Source organism: Xanthomonas arboricola pv. populi, assembly GCF_002939945.1.
GTDB lineage: Bacteria > Pseudomonadota > Gammaproteobacteria > Xanthomonadales > Xanthomonadaceae > Xanthomonas > Xanthomonas arboricola_A.
In genome coordinates this window covers 77,797-95,839 of record NZ_MDEB01000009.1, presented here as the reverse complement: position 1 = coordinate 95,839, position 18,043 = coordinate 77,797, and the positions used below count along the sequence as shown (strand labels likewise).

General features: G+C 67.8%; 16 protein-coding genes. 10 read left to right on the top strand and 6 right to left on the bottom strand.

What is annotated here, in order from left to right; translation table 11 throughout:
• Positions 1-75: 75 nt before the first annotated feature.
• Positions 76-1,134, bottom strand: coding sequence for a CDP-glycerol glycerophosphotransferase family protein (locus tag XaplCFBP3123_RS19230; protein WP_104535485.1), 1,059 nt, complete (start codon positions 1,132-1,134; stop codon positions 76-78).
• Here XaplCFBP3123_RS19230 and XaplCFBP3123_RS19225 point away from each other — a divergent pair, their 5' ends adjacent.
• Positions 1,135-1,959, top strand: a complete 825-nt coding sequence (locus XaplCFBP3123_RS19225) for a glycosyltransferase family 2 protein (protein WP_104535484.1) — start codon at positions 1,135-1,137, stop codon at positions 1,957-1,959. It abuts the gene before it with no gap.
• 141 nt (positions 1,960-2,100) lie between these two features.
• Here the strand turns inward: XaplCFBP3123_RS19225 and XaplCFBP3123_RS19220 are convergent, their stop codons facing one another.
• From XaplCFBP3123_RS19220 to def, 5 genes are all read right to left on the bottom strand, one after another.
• The gene (locus XaplCFBP3123_RS19220) at positions 2,101-3,378 is read right to left on the bottom strand and encodes an O-antigen ligase family protein (RefSeq protein WP_104535483.1); all 1,278 of its coding nucleotides are present in this window, start codon (positions 3,376-3,378) and stop codon (positions 2,101-2,103) included.
• A 153-nt stretch (positions 3,379-3,531) separates the two neighbouring features.
• Positions 3,532-5,253, bottom strand: a complete 1,722-nt coding sequence (locus XaplCFBP3123_RS19215; RefSeq protein WP_104535482.1) for an ArnT family glycosyltransferase — start codon at positions 5,251-5,253, stop codon at positions 3,532-3,534.
• 47 nt (positions 5,254-5,300) lie between these two features.
• Positions 5,301-6,611, bottom strand: a complete 1,311-nt coding sequence (rsmB, locus tag XaplCFBP3123_RS19210) for a 16S rRNA (cytosine(967)-C(5))-methyltransferase RsmB (RefSeq protein ID WP_104535481.1) — start codon at positions 6,609-6,611, stop codon at positions 5,301-5,303.
• Positions 6,611-7,534: a methionyl-tRNA formyltransferase gene (gene fmt / locus XaplCFBP3123_RS19205; RefSeq protein WP_104535480.1), complete on the bottom strand. Its 924-nt coding sequence runs from the start codon at positions 7,532-7,534 to the stop codon at positions 6,611-6,613. Before fmt ends, rsmB begins: the two co-directional genes overlap by 1 nt.
• A 108-nt stretch (positions 7,535-7,642) precedes the next feature.
• Positions 7,643-8,155: a peptide deformylase gene (def, locus tag XaplCFBP3123_RS19200; RefSeq protein WP_104535479.1), complete on the bottom strand. Its 513-nt coding sequence runs from the start codon at positions 8,153-8,155 to the stop codon at positions 7,643-7,645.
• 131 nt (positions 8,156-8,286) lie between these two features.
• Between def and XaplCFBP3123_RS19195 the strand changes: the two genes are divergently transcribed.
• The 9 genes from XaplCFBP3123_RS19195 (at position 8,287) to XaplCFBP3123_RS19155 (ending at position 17,948) form a co-directional block, all read left to right on the top strand.
• Positions 8,287-9,423, top strand: coding sequence for a LysM peptidoglycan-binding domain-containing protein (locus XaplCFBP3123_RS19195; RefSeq protein WP_104535478.1), 1,137 nt, complete (start codon positions 8,287-8,289; stop codon positions 9,421-9,423).
• A gap of 71 nt (positions 9,424-9,494) precedes the next feature.
• The gene (gene dprA, locus XaplCFBP3123_RS19190; RefSeq protein ID WP_104535477.1) at positions 9,495-10,631 is read left to right on the top strand and encodes a DNA-processing protein DprA; all 1,137 of its coding nucleotides are present in this window, start codon (positions 9,495-9,497) and stop codon (positions 10,629-10,631) included.
• A gap of 43 nt (positions 10,632-10,674) precedes the next feature.
• Positions 10,675-11,148, top strand: coding sequence for a DUF494 family protein (locus tag XaplCFBP3123_RS19185; RefSeq protein ID WP_003484452.1), 474 nt, complete (start codon positions 10,675-10,677; stop codon positions 11,146-11,148).
• Positions 11,149-11,185: 37 nt separating this feature from the next.
• Positions 11,186-11,920 carry a pilin gene (locus XaplCFBP3123_RS19180; protein WP_104535476.1) on the top strand — a complete coding sequence of 245 codons (735 nt, stop codon included), beginning with the start codon at positions 11,186-11,188 and terminating at the stop codon, positions 11,918-11,920.
• A gap of 27 nt (positions 11,921-11,947) precedes the next feature.
• Positions 11,948-13,177, top strand: coding sequence for an RDD family protein (locus XaplCFBP3123_RS19175; RefSeq protein WP_104535475.1), 1,230 nt, complete (start codon positions 11,948-11,950; stop codon positions 13,175-13,177).
• 182 nt (positions 13,178-13,359) lie between these two features.
• A complete protein-coding gene (locus tag XaplCFBP3123_RS19170) occupies positions 13,360-15,843 on the top strand; it encodes a DNA topoisomerase I (protein ID WP_104535474.1) in 2,484 nt (827 codons plus the stop codon).
• Positions 15,844-15,852: 9 nt separating this feature from the next.
• Positions 15,853-16,416 (top strand): Sua5/YciO/YrdC/YwlC family protein, encoded by a 564-nt coding sequence (locus XaplCFBP3123_RS19165; RefSeq protein WP_104535473.1) that lies wholly within the window; start codon positions 15,853-15,855, stop codon positions 16,414-16,416.
• Between the two features lie 90 nt (positions 16,417-16,506).
• Positions 16,507-17,274, top strand: coding sequence for a hypothetical protein (locus XaplCFBP3123_RS19160; protein WP_104535472.1), 768 nt, complete (start codon positions 16,507-16,509; stop codon positions 17,272-17,274).
• A complete protein-coding gene (locus tag XaplCFBP3123_RS19155) occupies positions 17,271-17,948 on the top strand; it encodes a hypothetical protein (RefSeq protein ID WP_104535471.1) in 678 nt (225 codons plus the stop codon). The genes XaplCFBP3123_RS19160 and XaplCFBP3123_RS19155 overlap by 4 nt, the downstream gene beginning before the upstream one ends.
• The last annotated feature ends 95 nt before the right edge of the window (positions 17,949-18,043 follow it).

Sequence of the window (18,043 nt, the reverse complement as noted above, 5' to 3'; positions counted from 1 at the left end):
ATCGGGAATCGGGAATCGGGATTGGATGCAGTGCTGATTGGCAGCGGTATCTCGTCAACGATCAACTAACAGCAGTCAACGCTGTGCCGGGCCCCAGTATCCGAGTTCGCGGCGGATCTGCAGGCCTCGCCACACTGCGCCCAACGGTTTGCGCCGCAGCCGACCGAGCTTGCCGGCGATGAAGTCCTCGGTCGCTGCAATCACCCGCTCCGAGGACTGCCCGTCGCGATACGGGTGGATCGCGTCGGCATAACTGGCGAGCGCGTTGCGCAGCGACGCATCCGGCGCCAGCGCACGGACCAGCTGCTGCGGTAATTGCCCGGGCTGCTGGAAGTCCAGCATATGCGGCTGCGGCACCCGGTTGCGGAAGGTCACCACCGGTTTGTGCTGCACCACGAACTCGGACACGATCGACGAGGTGTCCGACACCAGCACATCGGCCGCGCGCTGCGCAGCCATGACTTCTTCGGGTTCGACAAAGCGGGCATGCGGCCCGGCCAGCGCGCGATAGCGATCGAACAGTTCCGGCGCGCACTTCGGATGCAGCGTCAGCAGCCAGTAATGCGCACCGCGCGCGATATCGCCGGCGATCTCGTCGTAGAGCGCAGGCGCAGCGCTCAAGCGCTCGGTAAACGTGGAGCCGAACAGGATCACCGGGCGCCCGTTGGCGGGTGCGCGCAGTGCAGCGCTGCGGCCGCCATCGTCGCGAAACACCGGGTCGAGCTTGGGCCAGCCGGTCTCGACCACCGCGAAATGCCCTTCGCGCTCGGCGAGTGCGCGAAACGGCGCCGTGGTGGCCGGGCCTTGCGTGCAATACAGATCGAACAGTCCGCGCACGCGGAAATGCCCGCGATTGTCTTCGCGTTTCTGCACGTTGAAGCCATGGAACAGCTGCACCTTGGCCCCCGCAATGAACGGTGGCACCCAGTTGGCCGCACTGAACACCGCTTGCGGGCGCAATGCCAGCGCCTCGCGCAGGCCAACCTCGCGCACGTCCGGCAACACCAACCCGCGTGCACCGTCCTCGAACCACGCCGACACGGCGTGCCCGCGGGCCTGTAATGCCTGCGCCAATGGCGCCAGAATAGGCAACGCGTAACGTTCCGTTGCGAACAGCAGGTATTGAGCCATCACATGTCCTCTTCGACCGCACCCGACGAACGGCCGCGCATCAGCGCCTGCATTATCGCGTTCAACGAGGCCGATCGCCTGCGCGACTGCCTGCGCTCGCTGGCGTTCTGCGACGAGATCGTGGTGGTGGACTCCGGCTCCACCGACGCCACCGTGACGCTGGCCGCCGCACACGGCGCACGCGTCCTGCAGCGCGCCTTCGATGGCTATCGCAGCCAGAAGGCGTTCTGCGTCGCGCAGGCCAGCCACGACTGGGTGCTGTGCCTGGATGCCGACGAACGCGTCAGCGATGCCTTGCGGGCGTCGATCATTGCCGCGCGCGACGGTGGGTTTGCCGGTGCGGCCGGCTATCGCTTCGCACGGCTGTCGGAGTATTTCGGCCGGTTCCTGCACCATGGCAACGCCTATCCGGATCGGGTGCTGCGCTTGTTCGATCGACGCCGCGGCGGCTGGCGCGGCAAGCGCGAGATCCACGAGGCGGCCAGTGTCGACGGTGCAGTCGCGACCCTGACCGGCGATCTGATCCACTACCCGTACCGCTCGCTGGCGCAGCAACTGGCCAAGACCCAGCGCTACGCGCAGATGATGGCCGAACACGAGCACGCGCGCGGCAAGCGTGCGACCTGGAGCAAGCTGGTGCTGGCGCCGGCCTGGCGCTTCTGGCGCGGCTACCTGCTGCGCGGCGGGTTTCGCGATGGCTGGCACGGCTTGATCTACGCCTATGTCCGCGCCAACTACGTGCGCCAGAAGACCATCATGTTATGGCTGCTGCAGCACAACCAACCGGTGCAGGATCCGCCGCGTGCGGACGATCACCGCAGCGGCTGAACGCAGCGCCAGAGCGCGGCAAGCGCGGCCGCCGACACCGCTACTACGGCCGCCAAGTCCGCGCAGGCGGCACTCCGAGCCGACAGTTGCCCGTCTATCGGGTGATGGGGCCAAATCCAAAACCCACCGCAAGGCCGCTCGCTAGGCCTTTTCGGCCGCGTGAGCCGAGAACCGCTGCGCCTGGCGCGCTGCCAGGCCGACCAGCACACCGACCATCGCCGTGTAGAAGCTGGCCGACACCTGGTGCGCAAACATCGATTGGGTCAGTCCGCACAGCGCATAACTCACCACGATCATCACACCGGCCGCTGCCGGTCCGCGAAACTGGCGCTGGCCGCTGCGGCGATGCAGCCGCACGAAGATCCACAAAGGCACACCGTAGACCGCGAACAGCAGTAACAAACCCGGAACGCCCTGGGTGGCGCCCCACTCGGCCAGATCGTTGTGCGCATGGCCCAGATGACAGCGCAGCAGCCAGGTGTCGCCGGCGCACACCGGCAGCTCGCGCATCGCATCGTCGAAGCGCCCGACGCCGATGCCGGTCAGCGGATGCGCGCGCAAGGTGTCCCAGGCCACATGCAGGCGCTCGATACGGGCACCGGCGGACGAGTCGCTGTCGCCGACCTCGTAGCGCTGCAGGTCGTTCTGCAACTCGCCCAGGCGCATCTGCTGGGTCAACGCCGGCACGCTGAGCACCACGCCCACCGCCAGCACCGCACTGCCGACGAAGGTCAGCAAGCGCAGGCGTGCGCTCTGCCAGGGCGCGCCCCAGATCAGCACGCCCAAGGTCACCAGCAACGACAACCACACCCCGCGGCTGCCGCTGAGCACGATCACCACCACCGCGGCGATGGCCGCGCCCACCAGCCAGCGCACGTGGCCGACCGGACGGCAGAACACCGCCACCACCAGCAGCATCAGTGCGATATCGGCAAACACAATCGCATTGGTCCAGCCTTCGGCGCGAGGGGCCCCGTTCATCACCTGCAGCATGGCAATCAACATCGCCGCGAACACGCCGGCCAGCGCGCCACGCCATAGCCAGACCTGGCGCGGCTGCAGTGCGTACGCCCACACCGCCGCCCACGGCAGCACCAGGAAGCGCGAGCGGTTGTCGACATCGCGCAGCCCGTGTTCGAACAAGGCGATCGACAACAGCGACATCGCGATCACCGCCACCGTCAACCACCCCAGCGCGCGCAACGACCCAGGGCGCGCAGCGACGCCTGCGCGCAAGCTGCGCCAACCCACCAGCGAGCCAAGCAACAGACACAGCCCGAAGGGCAGCAACCCGCTCGGCATGCTGACCACCAACGCGGTCAATGCGAACACGCCCAGTTCGGCAATGCCCATGCCCGCTGGTGACGCGATGGGGGCCGACGAGGAGAGCGCAGCGGGCTGGGTGGGCAAGGAATTCATTCAGACATCGGTGGCGAATGGGGGCGAAATCGGGCAACACGCGTCAGCGACGCCGGCCAAGCTAACGATGCCCCGCATGAATCCATGCTAGACAGCGGCAGGCGGCGGCATTGACGGGCCGCCGATCGCGGCGGAAACCTGCGCCGCACCGGCTCATTCGGTGTCCAGGTTGCCCTGCTCCTGCGCTTCCACCGCCCGCTGCTCGGAACTCGCAACGCAGCTGCCGTGCACGGCATCGGCCGGCACCAGCCACCAGCGACGGCGATTGGCCACACCCACCATCTGGCTGCGGCTGCGGTCTACGCAGGCCAGCAGCGCGGTCTCCTGCGCCATCAGCCAACGTTGGTCCGGGCGTTGTGCCTGCCAGGCCACCGCGTGCTGCAGCTGTTGTTCCCACGGCACCTTGAAGCCGAAGGTCTGCGCGGGGCGGTCGGCCATCAGCAGGTTCTGCTCTTTCCAGGCCACCAGCCCGAGCTGCGCGTCCGGGCCGATCCGACGCCCGGCCTCGCGCATCACCGCGCCCGCCGAACTGGAATCGTTGAAGATCGGATAGCAGACCAGGCCGAACGCCACCCACCACGCACCCAGCAGCGATGCGGCGGCAAGCGCGGAACGCCGCACCCGCAGCAGCAACAGGCTGGCCACGCCCCACAGACCGACCGCCAGCAACAGCCAGCCGAGCGGGTCGGTGGCCTCGCTGCCGACTCCGCGGCTGTCCATGATCTTCTGCTCGAACCCCGGGTGCCCGATCAGCATCGCCGCACCGCCGGCAGCGAAGGCCACCGTCAGCAGCAGCACGAACCCGAACAGCAGCCGCTGCACCCCGGCGCGACGCAGCAGGCCTGCCGCCAGCGGCGCCAGGGCCAGGCAGAACATCGGCAGCGCCGGCAGGATGTACACATCGCGCTTGCCGCTGGGAATGGTGAAGAACACCAGCACCAGCAGCCACCAGGCCAGCGGCAACAGATAGCGCGCATCGTGTCGCTTGAGCCGGCGCCACCAGGCCGGGATCGCCCAGGGCAGCACCAGGATGGTCGGCAGCCACATCGTGGCCATGCCCTTGACGTGGTACCAGACCGGCTGCGCGTGGTCCCAGGAATTGGCGTAACGCTTGGCGGTCTGGCGCAGCAGGATGTCGTTGAGATAGACGCGGTATTCGGGCTGGCCGGCAGTCAGCGCGGTCACCATCATCGGCACGAACCACAACAGGATCGCGATGAAGAAGAACAGCGGCCCCAGCCAGAAACGCCGATCGCGCACATGCACGCGCACGCCCGGCCAGCCGCGCACCGCCGCAATGCCGGCCGGGATCAGCATCAGCAGGGCGATGATGCCGACCCCCTTGGTGATCACGCCCAGCCCGGCGGCAAACCAGCCCAGCGTCCACCAGCGCCAGGCCGGCCCCAGCAGCAGATGGCGCAGCAATCCGTAATTGGCCAGGGTGATCCAGAACACCACCAGCGGATCGATCTGCGCCTTCTTGGCCTGGAAGGTGAAGTGCAGCGTGAACAGCAGCATCCACGCCGCATACGCGCCCACGCGCCGGGTCCACAGCCGCCGCCCCAGGTCGTACACGCAGGCCAGCGTGCCCAGCGCCGCCAGCAGCGACGGCAGCAGGAACGCCACCCGCCAGTTGCCCAGCAGCGTGTAGAACAGCGCCTGCAGCCACATCAGCATCGGCGGCTTGTCCGAATACAGCTCGTTGCCGCGATGCGGGAACAGCCAGTCGCCGCTCATCACCATCTGCTTGGCGACCAGTGCAAACCGTGGTTCGTCCGACGGCCAGGGGTCACGCAGTCCCAGGCCGGCACCGATCACCAGAACAGCGGTAATGGCCAGCAGCCAGAAATCCTTGGAAGCACGAGTCTTGAGCATCACGGGCGGCAATGGGTGCACAGGTGGAGGCCGGGATCGGCGCGCGGTCAGGACGCTTTTAGCAAAAGCGCGTAGAAAAAACCGTCGCAGTGCTGCTCGCCGGGGAAACGCTGCCGTCCGGCACCGGCCGCGTGCCCGAATTGCGCACCCAGTGGCTGCGCCTGTGCGTCCGCAGTGCGTTGCAGGAATGCCTGCACCTGCGCCTGGTTCTCGCGCGCGAGCAGGGAACAGGTGGTGTAAAGCAACTGCCCGCCCGGTCGCAGCGTGCGCCAGGTGGCATCGAGCAGACGCGCCTGCAACGCGCACAAGGCGTCGATATCGTCGGCACGGCGATGCAGCAGCACGTCGGGCTGACGGCGCACCACGCCGGTGGCCGAACATGGCGCATCCAGCAGCACCGCATCGAATGGCTGGCTGTCCCACCATGCGGCGGTATCGGCCGCGTCGGCGGCATGCAAGGTCACCTGCGCGCCCGGCACGGTGCGCTGCAAGGTCTGCTGCACCCGCTCCAGCCGGCGCGCATCTACGTCCAGCGCGGTGAGCTGCAGGCCGGGATGGCGCTCCAGCAGATGCGCGGCCTTGCCACCGGGCGCGGCGCAGGCATCGAGCACACGCGCAGACGGCGCCAGCACCAGCGCATCGGCCACCTGCTGCGCGGAGCCGTCCTGCACCGAGACATCGCCCTCGGCAAAGCCCGGCAACTGGCTCACCGGCACCGCGCCGTGCAGACGCACCGCATCCGGCAACACCGCATCCGTTTCGGCGGCGATGCCCAGCGCGGCCAGACCTGCGACATAGCCGGCCGGGTCGATCCGCGAGCGCTGCACGCGCAGCCACATCGGCGCCATCTGCGCACTCGCCTCAAAAATGGTCTCGGCCTGGTCGCCCCAATCGGCGCGCAGTTGCTTGCGCAGCCAGGACGGCCAGCCCGCATCGGCGGACACCGCCGGAAACCCCTCGCGCTGGGCGCGCCGCAGGATCGCGTTGACCATGCCGGCCTGACGCGGCCGGCCCAGCGCGCGGCACGCGTCCACGGTGGCCGACAAGGCCGCATGCGCGGGCAGCTGCAACACGTCCAGCTGGGCGAAGCCGGCCATCAGCAGCGCTTTCAGTTCGGCATCGCGCGGCGGCAGCGGGCGTTCCAGCCACTGTCGCAATGCCACGTCGTAGGCCGGGCGGCGGCGCAGCACCGCAAAGCAGATCGCCTCCACCAGCGCGCGGTCGCGTGGATCGCCAAGGCCAGGCAAGGTCGCGGCCAGTTCGGCCTTGAGCGAGCGGCCCTGATCGAACACCGCCGTCAGCACCCGTGCCGCGGCCAGACGCGAGCCGACGCCCGCCGTTGCGGTCTCTGCCGACATCAGCGCAGCGCCGGCAGGTCGCGACGCGCGTTGAGGTAGTCGGCAGCGGTGATCGCCTTGCCGCCCTCGCGCTGCAGCACGCGCACCCGCAGCGCGCCCTGCCCGCAGGCGATGTCGATGCCCTGCTTGCTGGCGGCGAGCAGGGTGCCCGGCGCCTGCTGATGGGCCAGTTCCAGCGCCACCGCGCCATGCAGGCGCACACGCTCGCCGGCCAGGATCGCCTCGGCCACCGGCCATGGATTGAACGCGCGTACGCGCCGCGCCAGTTCCTGCGCCGGCTGGGTCCAATCGAGCCGCGCCTGCGCTTTGTCCAGCTTGTGCGCATAGGTCACGCCTTCGGCCGGCTGCGGTTGCGCCACCGGACGAATGCCGGCACGCAGCAAGCCCAGGCCATCGGACAGCACCTGCGCGCCCAGCGCGGCCAGGCGATCGTGCAACTGCCCGCCGGTTTCCTGCTCGCCGATGGCCAGCCGCTGCGACAGCAGCACCGGGCCGGTATCCAGCCCGGCTTCCATCTGCATCAGGCAGACGCCGGTTTCGGTATCGCCGGCCTCGATCGCGCGCTGGATCGGCGCGGCGCCACGCCAGCGCGGCAACAACGAGGCATGCACGTTCCAGCAGCCATGGGTCGGCGCGGCCAGCACCGCCTTGGGCAGGATCAGTCCGTAGGCCACCACCACCATCAGATCGGCATGGAGCGCGCGCAGCGTGTCCAGGGCCTCCGGCGAGCGCAGCGTCTGCGGCTGGAACACCGGGATGCCGCGCGCGATCGCCTCCAGCTTGACCGGCGACGACGTCAACCCACGGCCACGGCCGGCAGGCCGATCCGGCTGGGTGTACACCGCCACCACTTCATGCCGCTGCGCAGCGGCGCGCAACGACGCGACGGCGAAATCCGGCGTACCGGCGAATACGATTCTCATAGGGCGGGGATTCGGGAGTGGGGATTGGGGAGTCGCAACGGCGGATTCGGCAATCGGTGAGAGAACCGGCTTTCCGAATCCCGACTCCCAAGTCCCAAATCCCGGCCGTCAGGCCACGTGTTTACGCTGCTTGGCCAGCTTCTTGCGCACCATTTCGCGCTTGAGCGGCGACAGGTAATCGACGAACAGCTTGCCGTCCAGATGGTCCATCTCGTGCTGGATGCACACCGCCAACAGGCCATCGGTGCTCAGTTCCTGCGCCTTGCCCTCGCGGTCGAGATAGCGCACGGTGATCGCATCGGCGCGGGCGACATCGGCATAGATGCCCGGTACCGACAGGCAACCTTCCTGATACACCTGCTCGCCCTGCCTGCTCACGATCTCCGGGTTGACGAATACCTGCGGGAGATTCTTCTCGTCGCTGACGTCGATCACCATGAAACGCTTGTGCACGTCCACCTGACTGGCGGCCAGGCCGATGCCGGGCGCCTCGTACATGGTCTGGAACATGTCGTCGAGCAGGGTCTGGAATGCCGGGCTGGTGAGCTCGGCAGCATCGACCGGCACGGCCTTGGTGCGCAACCGCGGGTCGGGGAATTCGAGGATAGGGAGCAAAGCCATGGGATTACCCGTCTGGGAACACCGGCGCTGCGCCGGCAAGACGCTATCATTCTAGCGCAATGCTTGCGTGGCGCCCCGGTTTCTGGACTATAGTGCGCGGACCTGTTGGGGAATCAGGCAAGAAGGCACTCATGTTGAACCGACTTCGTACGGTCGTCGCTGCGGCGATGCTGACCGTCGCGACCTACGCTGCCGCGCAAGCGATGGGCGAACATCCAGACACCTACGTGGTCCGCAAGGGCGATACCCTCTGGGACATCGCTGGACGTTTCCTGCAAAAACCGTGGTTGTGGCCGGAAATCTGGCAGGCCAACCCGCAGATCCAGAATCCGCACCTGATCTATCCCGGTGACGTGATCAGCCTGGCCTACCTGGATCGCGTCGCCAAGGGCACCGTCCAGCCCGGTCCGCGCCAGGAAGCGCCGATCAACGCGATTCCGCTGGCGGATGTCGAGCCGTTCCTGAAGAACCTGCGCGTCACCGACGACTTCGACCAGCTGCCGTACGTAGTGGGTCTGGAAGGCGGACGTTCGCGCGCCACCACCGGTCAGGTGGCCTATGTGGTCGGCCTGGACGATGCACAGCCGGGCCAGCGCTTTGCGGTGGTGCGCCCGACGGTGAAGTTCAGCCTGCCCAAGCACAACGAAGATCTCGACGCGGCCGGCAACATCACCGCAGGCGCCGGCAACATCTGGAAGAACTACATCGCACCGAGCACGCGCCGCGAGTTCCTGGGCTACGAACTGGCCCAGGTCAACGTCGGCACCATCACGCGCAGCGCGGCGGGCGGCAACTCCAAGGCGGCCACCCTGCTGCTGCAGGACAGCGGCCGCGAAGTGCGCGCCGGCGACCGCGTCGTCGCCGTCGAGGCGCAGCCTTACGATCTGCAGTTCATCCCGCATCCGCCGTCGGAACAGGCCTTGCAGACCGAATTGCGGGTGCTGGCCATCTCCGATGCCTTCATCGTCGGCGGTACCCGCGATGTGATCGCCATCTCCGGCGGTGCCCGCGAAGGCATCAACAACGGCACGGTGTTCTCGATATGGCGCAAGGGCCGCACCGTCAGCGACCGCGTCAAGCATTCGCGCTTCTCGCGGACCGACGACGACTTCAGCGGCCCGGCCGGCTCCACCGTCGGCCTGCCCGACGAATACGCCTCGCACGCGATGGTGTTCCGCACCTTCGACAAGGTCAGCTACGCGCTGGTGATGGAAAGCGTCAAGCCGACCGGCCTGGGCTACTTCGTCAAGCATCCCGACGCGCAGTAAGCGAAAATTCCGATGCGGTAATGCGACGGCGCCTGAGGGCGCCGTCGGCGTTTGCGGTCCAGGCTGGACGCATGGCTCTCCCCACTCCCGACCTGCGCGCATTACTGACCCTGCTCCTGGCGGGCGGCCGCAGCCCGCCACGCAACGCGCTGCTGAGGTGTTTCGCCAGCCCGGCCGAGATACTGACGGCCGGGCCCGAGGCCTGGCTTACCGCCGGCTGCGACGAGCTGCAGGCCGCCCGGCTGCAGACTCCCGATGCGCGCGCCCTGGACGCCGCCCTGCAGTGGTGCGCACAGCCCGGCCATCACCTGATCGGCCTGAACGATCCCGACTACCCCGCCCTGCTGCGCCACATCGTCAATCCGCCGCTGGCCCTGTTCGTGGATGGCGACCCGAACGCGCTCTGGCACCCGGGCGTGGCCGTGGTCGGCAGCCGCTCCGCCACCGCCGGCGGCCGTGACCACACTCGCGCATTCGCCTCCAGCCTGGCCAGCGCCGGATTGGCCATCGTCAGCGGCATGGCCGCCGGCGTGGATGCGATCGCCCACGTGGCCGCGCTTGCCCGCACCGAGGCCATCACCGTGGCAGTGGTGGGAACCGGCGCGGATGTGGCCTACCCGGCAAATCACCAATCCCTGCGCGATCGCATCGCCGCGCGTGGCGCGGTGGTCAGCGAGTACCTGCCCGGCACCGGGCCGGTGGCGGCGCACTTCCCGGCCCGCAACCGGATCATCGCCGGGCTGGCCCTGGGCACCCTGGTGGTGGAAGCGGCCATGCGCTCGGGGGCGCTGATCACCGCGCGGCTGGCGGCGGAGGCCGGGCGCGAGGTGTTCGCCCTGCCCGGCTCGCTGCACAATCCGCTCGCGCGTGGCTGCCATCACCTGATCCGGCAGGGCGCCACCCTGGCGCAGGAGCCGGCCCAGATCATCGACGGCCTGCGCCTGCTGTCGGGCGAACTGGCAGACGCCTTGCGCCAGCGTCTGTCCGCCCCCACTGATCAGGCCAGGACGACACCGCAAGCCGGCCCGGTGCGCTCGGATCCGGACTACCAGCGCTTGTGGCAGGCGCTTGGCCACGACCCAACCCCTATGGATTCCCTGGTCGAACGCACCGGATTGACGGCCGCCGCGCTGTCCTCCATGCTGCTCATCATGGAACTGGAGGGAGACGTGGTCGCCGAGCACGGTCGCTATACCCGCAATCCCTAGTTTCTTCACCTCCACAGCGTCGCGCGACGCAGGCCGAGGGGCAATGAAAGAGAGCATTCTTGATGTACTGCTATACCTGTTCGAACATTATTTCAGCGAAGATGCGGACTTGGTCCGCGACCGTGACTCGCTTCAGAATGGCCTGATCCAGGCTGGCTTCAGTCCCGCAGAAATCAGCAAAGCCTTCGATTGGCTGGACGCGCTCTCCGAGCAGCGGCCCAGTGTCGCGCGACCGCATGTCGATGGACCGGTCCGCATCTATCACGGCCCGGAGCTGGACAAGCTCGATGTGGACTGCCGTGGATTTCTGCTGTTCCTGGAACAACACCGCATTCTGGACGCCGACCAGCGCGAGCTGGTGCTGGATCGCGCCATGGCGCTGGATCAGGACGAACTGGATCTGGACGACCTCAAATGGGTGGTCTTGATGGTGTTGTTCAATCAGCCGGGTGCCGAAGCGGCCTACGCCTGGATGGAAACGCAGATGTTCCTGGACGAGCCTGAACCCGTACACTGAGGCGGAAGCCGCAACGGAAGCGTGCGAGGGGACGGCAATGAGCAGTTGGTATTACGCCGAGGGCAACCGCCACCGGCGTGGCCCGGTGGCCGGCGAGGCCTTGCTGGCGCTGTATCGCGATCACGCGATCGCACTGGACACCCTGGTCTGGCGCGAAGGATTGGCCCGATGGGTGCCGCTGTCAGCATGCGCCGACGAGCTCGGCCCCCCGATTTCCACCGCCATGCGCACCGCAGTGCTGCCGCCGCCGCTGCCGCCGGTTCCGCCTGCGGCTGTTCACGCCGCTGCCGCCAGTTCGTCCCCGTCGTCAGCGCAGCGCCTGCCCGGCAACGGGCCGGGTTGGCCGCTGGCAGTGGTGTTGGGCGCAGTGGTGGGCCTGTTCGTGCTGGTGGCGGTGATCGGCATCCTGGCTGCGATCGCGCTGCCGGTGTATCAGGACTACACCGCGCGTAGCAAGGTCGCCCGGGCGATCACGGCGCTGGCGCCCTTGAAACCGCAGATCGCCGGATTTCTCGACCAGGAAGGCCGCTGCCCGGTCAACGGCGACGCCGGCTTCCTCGCGCCCGAGCGGTATGCCAACGACGTCCTGACCAGCGTGCAGATCGGCCATTTCGACACCACCAACTGCGGAGTCGAGGCGCTGCTGCATGCGCCGACAATGGCCAGGATCGACGGCAAGGCGCTGTGGCTGGATTTCGACGCGGACGCCGGCACCTGGCAGTGCAGCTCCGAGATCGACGACAACCAACTTCCGCCGGACTGCCGCGGCTAGTCAATCGCTTTACCCAAGGGGACTTCAATGACGCAGTGGTACTACGCCGACGCACAACGCGAGCGCCAGGGGCCGGTGGACACGGACACGCTACGCGCGCGCCTGTCCGACGGTCTGATCGATGCATCCAGCCTGGTCTGGCGCGAAGGCTTGCCGCAGTGGGTTGCACTTGGCGAGGTCGCGGCCGAGCTGGGCGTCGACACTGCCGTGCCAATGCCTCCCGCGCCGACCGCAGATGCGGACCTGGACGTTCCGCGCAGCGCGCCGCAGGCGACGGTTGACCCGGCCAGCACCCCAGTAGACAGTGCGCCCGCCGCAGCTACGCCGTTTGCCGGCGCCGCTGCAGACGCTGCGCTCGGGCAGACCGGGCCTGGCCTCGCTGATCAGCCTGCAGCTGTCGATCACCAGCAGCTTCCGCCGAGCGAGCGCGCTGCACCTGCAGATCCAGTGGCGTGGTCCACCACGCCGGCAGACACGGCCATACCCCCAGCGGCATCAAGCCCGATCCTGACCAACACCTCGGACGCGCCTGCGACGCCTGCCCATGCCTCCTCGCAAACATCCGCCGGCGTGCCGGTTCCGGATGCCTGGGGCTCCGCCGCCGCGCCCGCAGCCACCGTTGCATTGCGCGGTGCCCCGGTTGTCTACGCCGGCCTGTGGCGGCGCGTGGCCGCCAGCATCCTGGACAGCCTGATCACCAGCTTTGCGGTGTACCTGATCGTGATCCCGCTGGTGTTCGTCGTGGCGCTGGCGACCAGCCGGGGCGCTTCCGGCTCGGCGCTGGACGACGGAAGCGCGCTCGGCATCGCCATCCTGGTGATGTCCTACGGCATCGGCCTGGCGATCCCGACGCTGTATTTCGCCTGGATGCAGTCCAGCCGCCACCAGGCCAGCCTGGGCAAGCTCGCCTGCGGCATCAAACTGGTGCGCGCCGACAGCGACGGCGGCCGGGTCGGTTTCTGGCGCAACGTGCTGCGCTATCTGGCCTACATGCTGATCAGCGTGCTCACCCTGGGCATCGGCGCGATCGTGGCCGCGTTCATGGCCGGCATGACCGCGCGCAAGCAGGCTCCGCACGACAAGGTGTGCGACACCCTGGTGGTGGACCGCTGGGCGTTCACGGATCACCCGGAGCGGCAATCCAGCGGTCTGGACACGGTCACCATCGTGGTTCTGGCCATTTATGCGGTGCTGCTGGTGCTCTCGGTGGTGGCGCTGGCCTTCCTGTTGACCGCGATCGGAATGAGCCAGAACTAGCAGTTCTCGGCCCTGGCCGCTTGACACGGCGGCGTCCGCCGTGATCTTTCTAATAAGTGAACTGAACGCCCGGGCTCGTTGCCCGGGCGTTGACCTGTGGGAAACAGCCGATCTGCTTCCCTCCACCGGCCAATTAGGCCACGCTACCCGCCCCCCGGGCTCTGCCCAAAGAATTCACCACCATGCCCAAGCACCTGCTCATCGTCGAATCGCCTGCCAAGGCCAAGACGATCAATAAATACCTCGGCAAGGACTTCACCGTCCTGGCCTCGTATGGGCACGTGCGCGATCTCGTTCCCAAGGAAGGCGCGGTCGATCCGGACAACGGCTTTGCGATGCGCTACGACCTGATCGAAAAGAACGAGAAGCATGTCGAAGCCATTGCGCGCGCGGCCAAGAGCGCCGACGACATCTATCTGGCGACCGACCCGGACCGCGAGGGCGAGGCAATCAGCTGGCACATCGCCGAGATCCTGAAAGAGCGCGGGCTGCTCAAGGACAAGACGATGCAGCGGGTGGTGTTCACCGAGATCACGCCGCGCGCGATCAAGGAAGCCATGCTCAAGCCGCGCGCGATCGCGGCCGATCTGGTGGATGCGCAGCAGGCCCGTCGCGCGCTCGACTATCTGGTCGGCTTCAACCTGTCGCCGGTGCTGTGGCGCAAGGTGCAGCGCGGGTTGTCGGCCGGCCGCGTGCAATCGCCGGCGCTGCGCATGATCGTCGAGCGCGAGGAAGAGATCGAAGCCTTCATCGCGCGCGAGTACTGGTCCATCGATGCGCATTGCCGGCATCCGTCGCAGCCGTTCAACGCACGTCTGATCAAGCTGGACGGGCAGAAGTTCGAGCAGTTCACCGTCACCGACGGCGATACCGCCGAAGCGGCGCGGCTGCGCATCCAGCAGGCCGCGCAAGGCGTGCTGCATGTCACCGATGTGGCCAGCAAGGAGCGCAAGCGTCGCCCTGCCCCACCGTTCACCACCTCCACGCTGCAGCAGGAAGCCTCGCGCAAGCTCGGTTTCACTACCCGCAAGACCATGCAGGTGGCGCAGAAACTGTACGAAGGCGTGGCGCTGGGCGACGAAGGCTCGGTCGGTCTGATCAGCTATATGCGTACCGACTCGGTGAACCTGTCGCAGGATGCCCTGGCGGAAATCCGCGATGTGATCGCGCGCGATTTCGGCACCGCCTCGTTGCCGGATCAGCCCAACGCCTACACCACCAAATCCAAGAACGCGCAGGAAGCACATGAGGCGGTACGTCCGACCTCAGCGTTGCGTACCCCGGCGCAGGTGGCGCGCTTCCTGTCCGACGACGAGCGTCGCCTGTACGAGTTGATCTGGCGCCGCGCAGTGGCCTGTCAGATGATCCCGGCCACGCTCAACACCGTCAGCGTCGATCTGTCGGCCGGCAGCGAGCACGTGTTCCGCGCCAGCGGCACCACTGTGGTGGTGGCGGGCTTCCTGGCGGTCTACGAAGAAGGCAAGGACACCAAGAGCAGCGAGGACGAGGACGAAGGCCGCAAGCTGCCGCTGATGAAGGCCGGCGACAACATCCCGCTGGACCGCATCGTCACCGACCAGCATTTCACCCAGCCGCCGCCGCGCTTTACCGAAGCGGCGCTGGTCAAGGCGCTGGAGGAATACGGCATCGGGCGGCCGTCCACCTACGCCTCGATCATCCAGACCCTGCAGTTCCGCAAGTACGTGGAAATGGAAGGCCGCAGCTTCCGTCCCACCGACGTGGGCCGCGCCGTGTCCAAGTTCCTGTCCGGGCATTTCACCCGCTACGTGGATTACGACTTCACCGCCAAGCTCGAAGACGACCTGGATGCGGTCTCGCGCGGCGAGGAAGAGTGGATCCCGCTGATGGAAAAGTTCTGGGGCCCGTTCAAGGAACTGGTCGAGGACAAGAAGGATTCGCTGGACAAGACCGACGCCGGCAGCGTGCGTGTGCTGGGCGCCGACCCGGTCAGCGGCAAGGAAGTCAGCGCGCGCATCGGCCGGTTCGGCCCGATGGTGCAGATCGGCACCGTCGAAGACGAGGAAAAGCCCACCTTCGCCTCGCTGCGGCCGGGCCAGAGCATCTATTCGATCTCCATCGAAGACGCACTGGAACTGTTCAAGATGCCGCGCGCGCTCGGCCAGGACAAGGACCAGGACGTCAGCGTCGGCATCGGCCGCTTCGGCCCGTTCGCGCGCCGCGGTAGCGTCTATGCCTCGCTGAAGAAGGAAGACGACCCGTACACCATCGACCTGGAGCGCGCGGTGTTCCTGATCGAGGAGAAGGAAGAGATCGCGCGCAACCGCGTGATCAAGCACTTCGAAGGCAGCGACATCCAGGTACTCAATGGCCGCTTCGGCCCGTATATCAGCGATGGCAAGCTCAATGGCAAGATCCCCAAGGACCGCGAGCCGGCGTCGCTGACGTTCGAAGAAGTGCAGCAATTGCTGGCCGACACCGGCAAGCCGGTACGCAAGGGCTTCGGCGCCAAGAAGGCCACGCTCAAGAAGAACGCGGTCAAGGATTCGGCCAAGGAGGCGAAGGACGCCGCAGCCAAGAAGACCGCGGTCAAGAAAACGGCCACCAAGACGGCTGCGAAAAAGGCGCCGGCCAAGAAGGCCACCAAGCGCGTGGTCAAGAAGACCGTGAGCAAGGCCGCAGGCTAAGGGCGCCGCATGCAGCACACGCTCAGCCTGGACAGCGCCGCCGCCACCCTGACCCGGGGCGGCGTGATCGCCTATCCCACCGAAGCGGTGTGGGGACTGGGCTGCGACCCGCGCCGGCAGGCCGCCGTGCTGCGACTGCTGGAGATCAAACGCCGCCCGGTCGACAAGGGCGTGATCGTGGTGGCCGCCAGCGTGGATGCACTGCATGAATGGGTGGATCTGGACGCGTTAGCGCCGACCCGCAGGCAGGAGGTATTGGCCAGCTGGCCGGGCCCGCATACCTGGATCCTGCCGATTACCGCCCAGGCGCCGCGCTGGGTCACCGGCGCGCACGACGGGCTGGCGGTGCGCATCAGCGCGCATCCGGTGGTCGCCGCGCTCTGTGCGGCCTGGGGCGGCCCGTTGGTGTCCACCAGCGCCAACCTGGCCGGCGAACCGCCCGCGCGCAGCCGCCAGGCGCTGGACCCGGCCCTGCTGGCCAGCATCGACGGGGTGACGGATGGCGAGGTGGGCGCATTGGCGCAACCGACCCAGATCCGCGACGCCCGCAGCGGACAGATCCTGCGCGACTGAGCAGTCGCCACGCGCCGCCTGTCGGCTCGCTTGGCCCTGGATACCGCCAGCCCCTTTGCCCACAGCCGGGTAGACGCGCACACTGCGGCCATGCGTACCGTCCTGACCCTTCTGTTGCTGGCCACCGCACTGGCTGCGTCGGCGGCCAGTACCGCCAGCAAACCGGATCCGAATGTGCGGATCTACCGCTGCGTCAGCAGCACCGGCACCGTCGCCTTGCAGGATGCGCCATGCAGCAGCGGCCGCCAGCAGGTGCTGGACCTGCAGCGCCCGCAGGATCCGCCGCCGCGGCCGCAACGCGCCGTTGCCGCCCCTGCCGCCGTCGCGACGCAGCCACCGCGCGAGGTGCGCATCATCACCGTGCAGCCGCCGCAGCCGATGTACGAGTGCACCACCGAAGACGGCAACCGCTATACCAGCGACAGCCCGGAAGGCAATCCGCGCTGGGTGCCGACCTGGGGCCCGGCCTATGTGGGCAACGGCATTGCCCCGCCGGTCAGCGGCGGCGGCATCCAGCGTCCGCCGATCTCGGTCAGCCCGCGCCCGGCGGGCTCATTGCAGGCAGGCTCCGGAAGGGGGGGAAGCCTCCGCGGCAGCGCAAGCTTCGGAGGCGGCGGCTATCAGGGCGGTTACAACGGCGGCGGCTACGGCGGCACGGTGATCGTGCCGTACGGCAACGTGCAGATCCGCGACGAATGCCATGCCCTGCCCGAACAGGAAGTCTGCGCGCGCCTGGCCGACCGTCGCTGGGAACTGATCCGCCGCTACAACAACGCCTTGCAGAGCGAACGCCAGGATCTCAGCCGCGAACAGCGCGGCATCGACGCGCGCCTGCAACGCGATTGCGGCGGCGCATGAGGCGCTGGATGTTGCTGACCACGATGGCAGCGTGGGGGTCGGTTGCTGGCGCGCAGGAAGTGGCGATCTACCGCTGCACCGACCCCACCGGTGCGCTGACGGTGCAGAACATGCCGTGCCCGAAAGGCATGCAGCAGCAGAAGAAACTGATGACGGTGCCGGCCGCAGTGCCGTTTACGCAGGGCGGAGCGAGCGCAGCATCGCCGGTGCGTACAGCACCCTCTGCGCAGCCGCGGACCATGCCTAAACCCGATGTCCCCGCTGCCGCCCCGGCTGCGACTCCGACACCGGTGGCGTCGACGCCACCTGCCACGACCTCGACATCGACATCGACGCTGCCACCGCCGCCCTTGTTCGAATGCACCGCGCACGACAACGGGCGCTATTTCACCGAAGACCGCGAGCCGGCCACGCGCTGCCTGCCGATGCAGACCACCAACCTGGCCGGCGGGCCGGCGACCGGCGGCGGCAGCGCCTGCGAGGTGGTCACCGATCGCTGCGCGCCGGTGCCGGACCAGCGCCTGTGCGAGGCCTGGCGCCAGCGTGCCGAGCAGGCCGAATCCACCTGGCGTTTCTCCGACGAGGCGCAATCGGCCGAGCGCAAACAGCGCTACGCACAGATGCGCCGGGTCCTGGACGAAAGCCGCTGCGCGAATCCGTCCGCCACGCCGTGATGCCGGGAACGGCGCTCCGGCGCAGGTCAGTCGATGTACCGGCACTGCGCTGACCGGGCTGATTCTTCAAGCCACCGGCAACCGTCACCATCACC

Bases quoted from the DNA above. Each gene is read 5' to 3' on its own strand.
- fmt (WP_104535480.1), bottom strand. From the start codon at position 7,534: ATGAGAATCGTATTCGCCGGTACGCCGGATTTCGCCGTCGCGTCGTTG.
- XaplCFBP3123_RS19165 (WP_104535473.1), top strand. From the start codon at position 15,853: ATGCAGCACACGCTCAGCCTGGACAGCGCCGCCGCCACCCTGACCCGG.
- XaplCFBP3123_RS19220 (WP_104535483.1), bottom strand. From the start codon at position 3,378: ATGAATTCCTTGCCCACCCAGCCCGCTGCGCTCTCCTCGTCGGCCCCC.
- XaplCFBP3123_RS19225 (WP_104535484.1), top strand. From the start codon at position 1,135: ATGTCCTCTTCGACCGCACCCGACGAACGGCCGCGCATCAGCGCCTGC.
- rsmB (WP_104535481.1), bottom strand. From the start codon at position 6,611: ATGTCGGCAGAGACCGCAACGGCGGGCGTCGGCTCGCGTCTGGCCGCG.
- XaplCFBP3123_RS19180 (WP_104535476.1), top strand. From the start codon at position 11,186: ATGAGCAGTTGGTATTACGCCGAGGGCAACCGCCACCGGCGTGGCCCG.
- XaplCFBP3123_RS19155 (WP_104535471.1), top strand. From the start codon at position 17,271: ATGAGGCGCTGGATGTTGCTGACCACGATGGCAGCGTGGGGGTCGGTT.
- XaplCFBP3123_RS19170 (WP_104535474.1), top strand. From the start codon at position 13,360: ATGCCCAAGCACCTGCTCATCGTCGAATCGCCTGCCAAGGCCAAGACG.
- XaplCFBP3123_RS19175 (WP_104535475.1), top strand. From the start codon at position 11,948: ATGACGCAGTGGTACTACGCCGACGCACAACGCGAGCGCCAGGGGCCG.
- dprA (WP_104535477.1), top strand. From the start codon at position 9,495: ATGGCTCTCCCCACTCCCGACCTGCGCGCATTACTGACCCTGCTCCTG.
- def (WP_104535479.1), bottom strand. From the start codon at position 8,155: ATGGCTTTGCTCCCTATCCTCGAATTCCCCGACCCGCGGTTGCGCACC.
- XaplCFBP3123_RS19215 (WP_104535482.1), bottom strand. From the start codon at position 5,253: ATGCTCAAGACTCGTGCTTCCAAGGATTTCTGGCTGCTGGCCATTACC.
- XaplCFBP3123_RS19160 (WP_104535472.1), top strand. From the start codon at position 16,507: ATGCGTACCGTCCTGACCCTTCTGTTGCTGGCCACCGCACTGGCTGCG.
- XaplCFBP3123_RS19185 (WP_003484452.1), top strand. From the start codon at position 10,675: ATGAAAGAGAGCATTCTTGATGTACTGCTATACCTGTTCGAACATTAT.
- XaplCFBP3123_RS19195 (WP_104535478.1), top strand. From the start codon at position 8,287: ATGTTGAACCGACTTCGTACGGTCGTCGCTGCGGCGATGCTGACCGTC.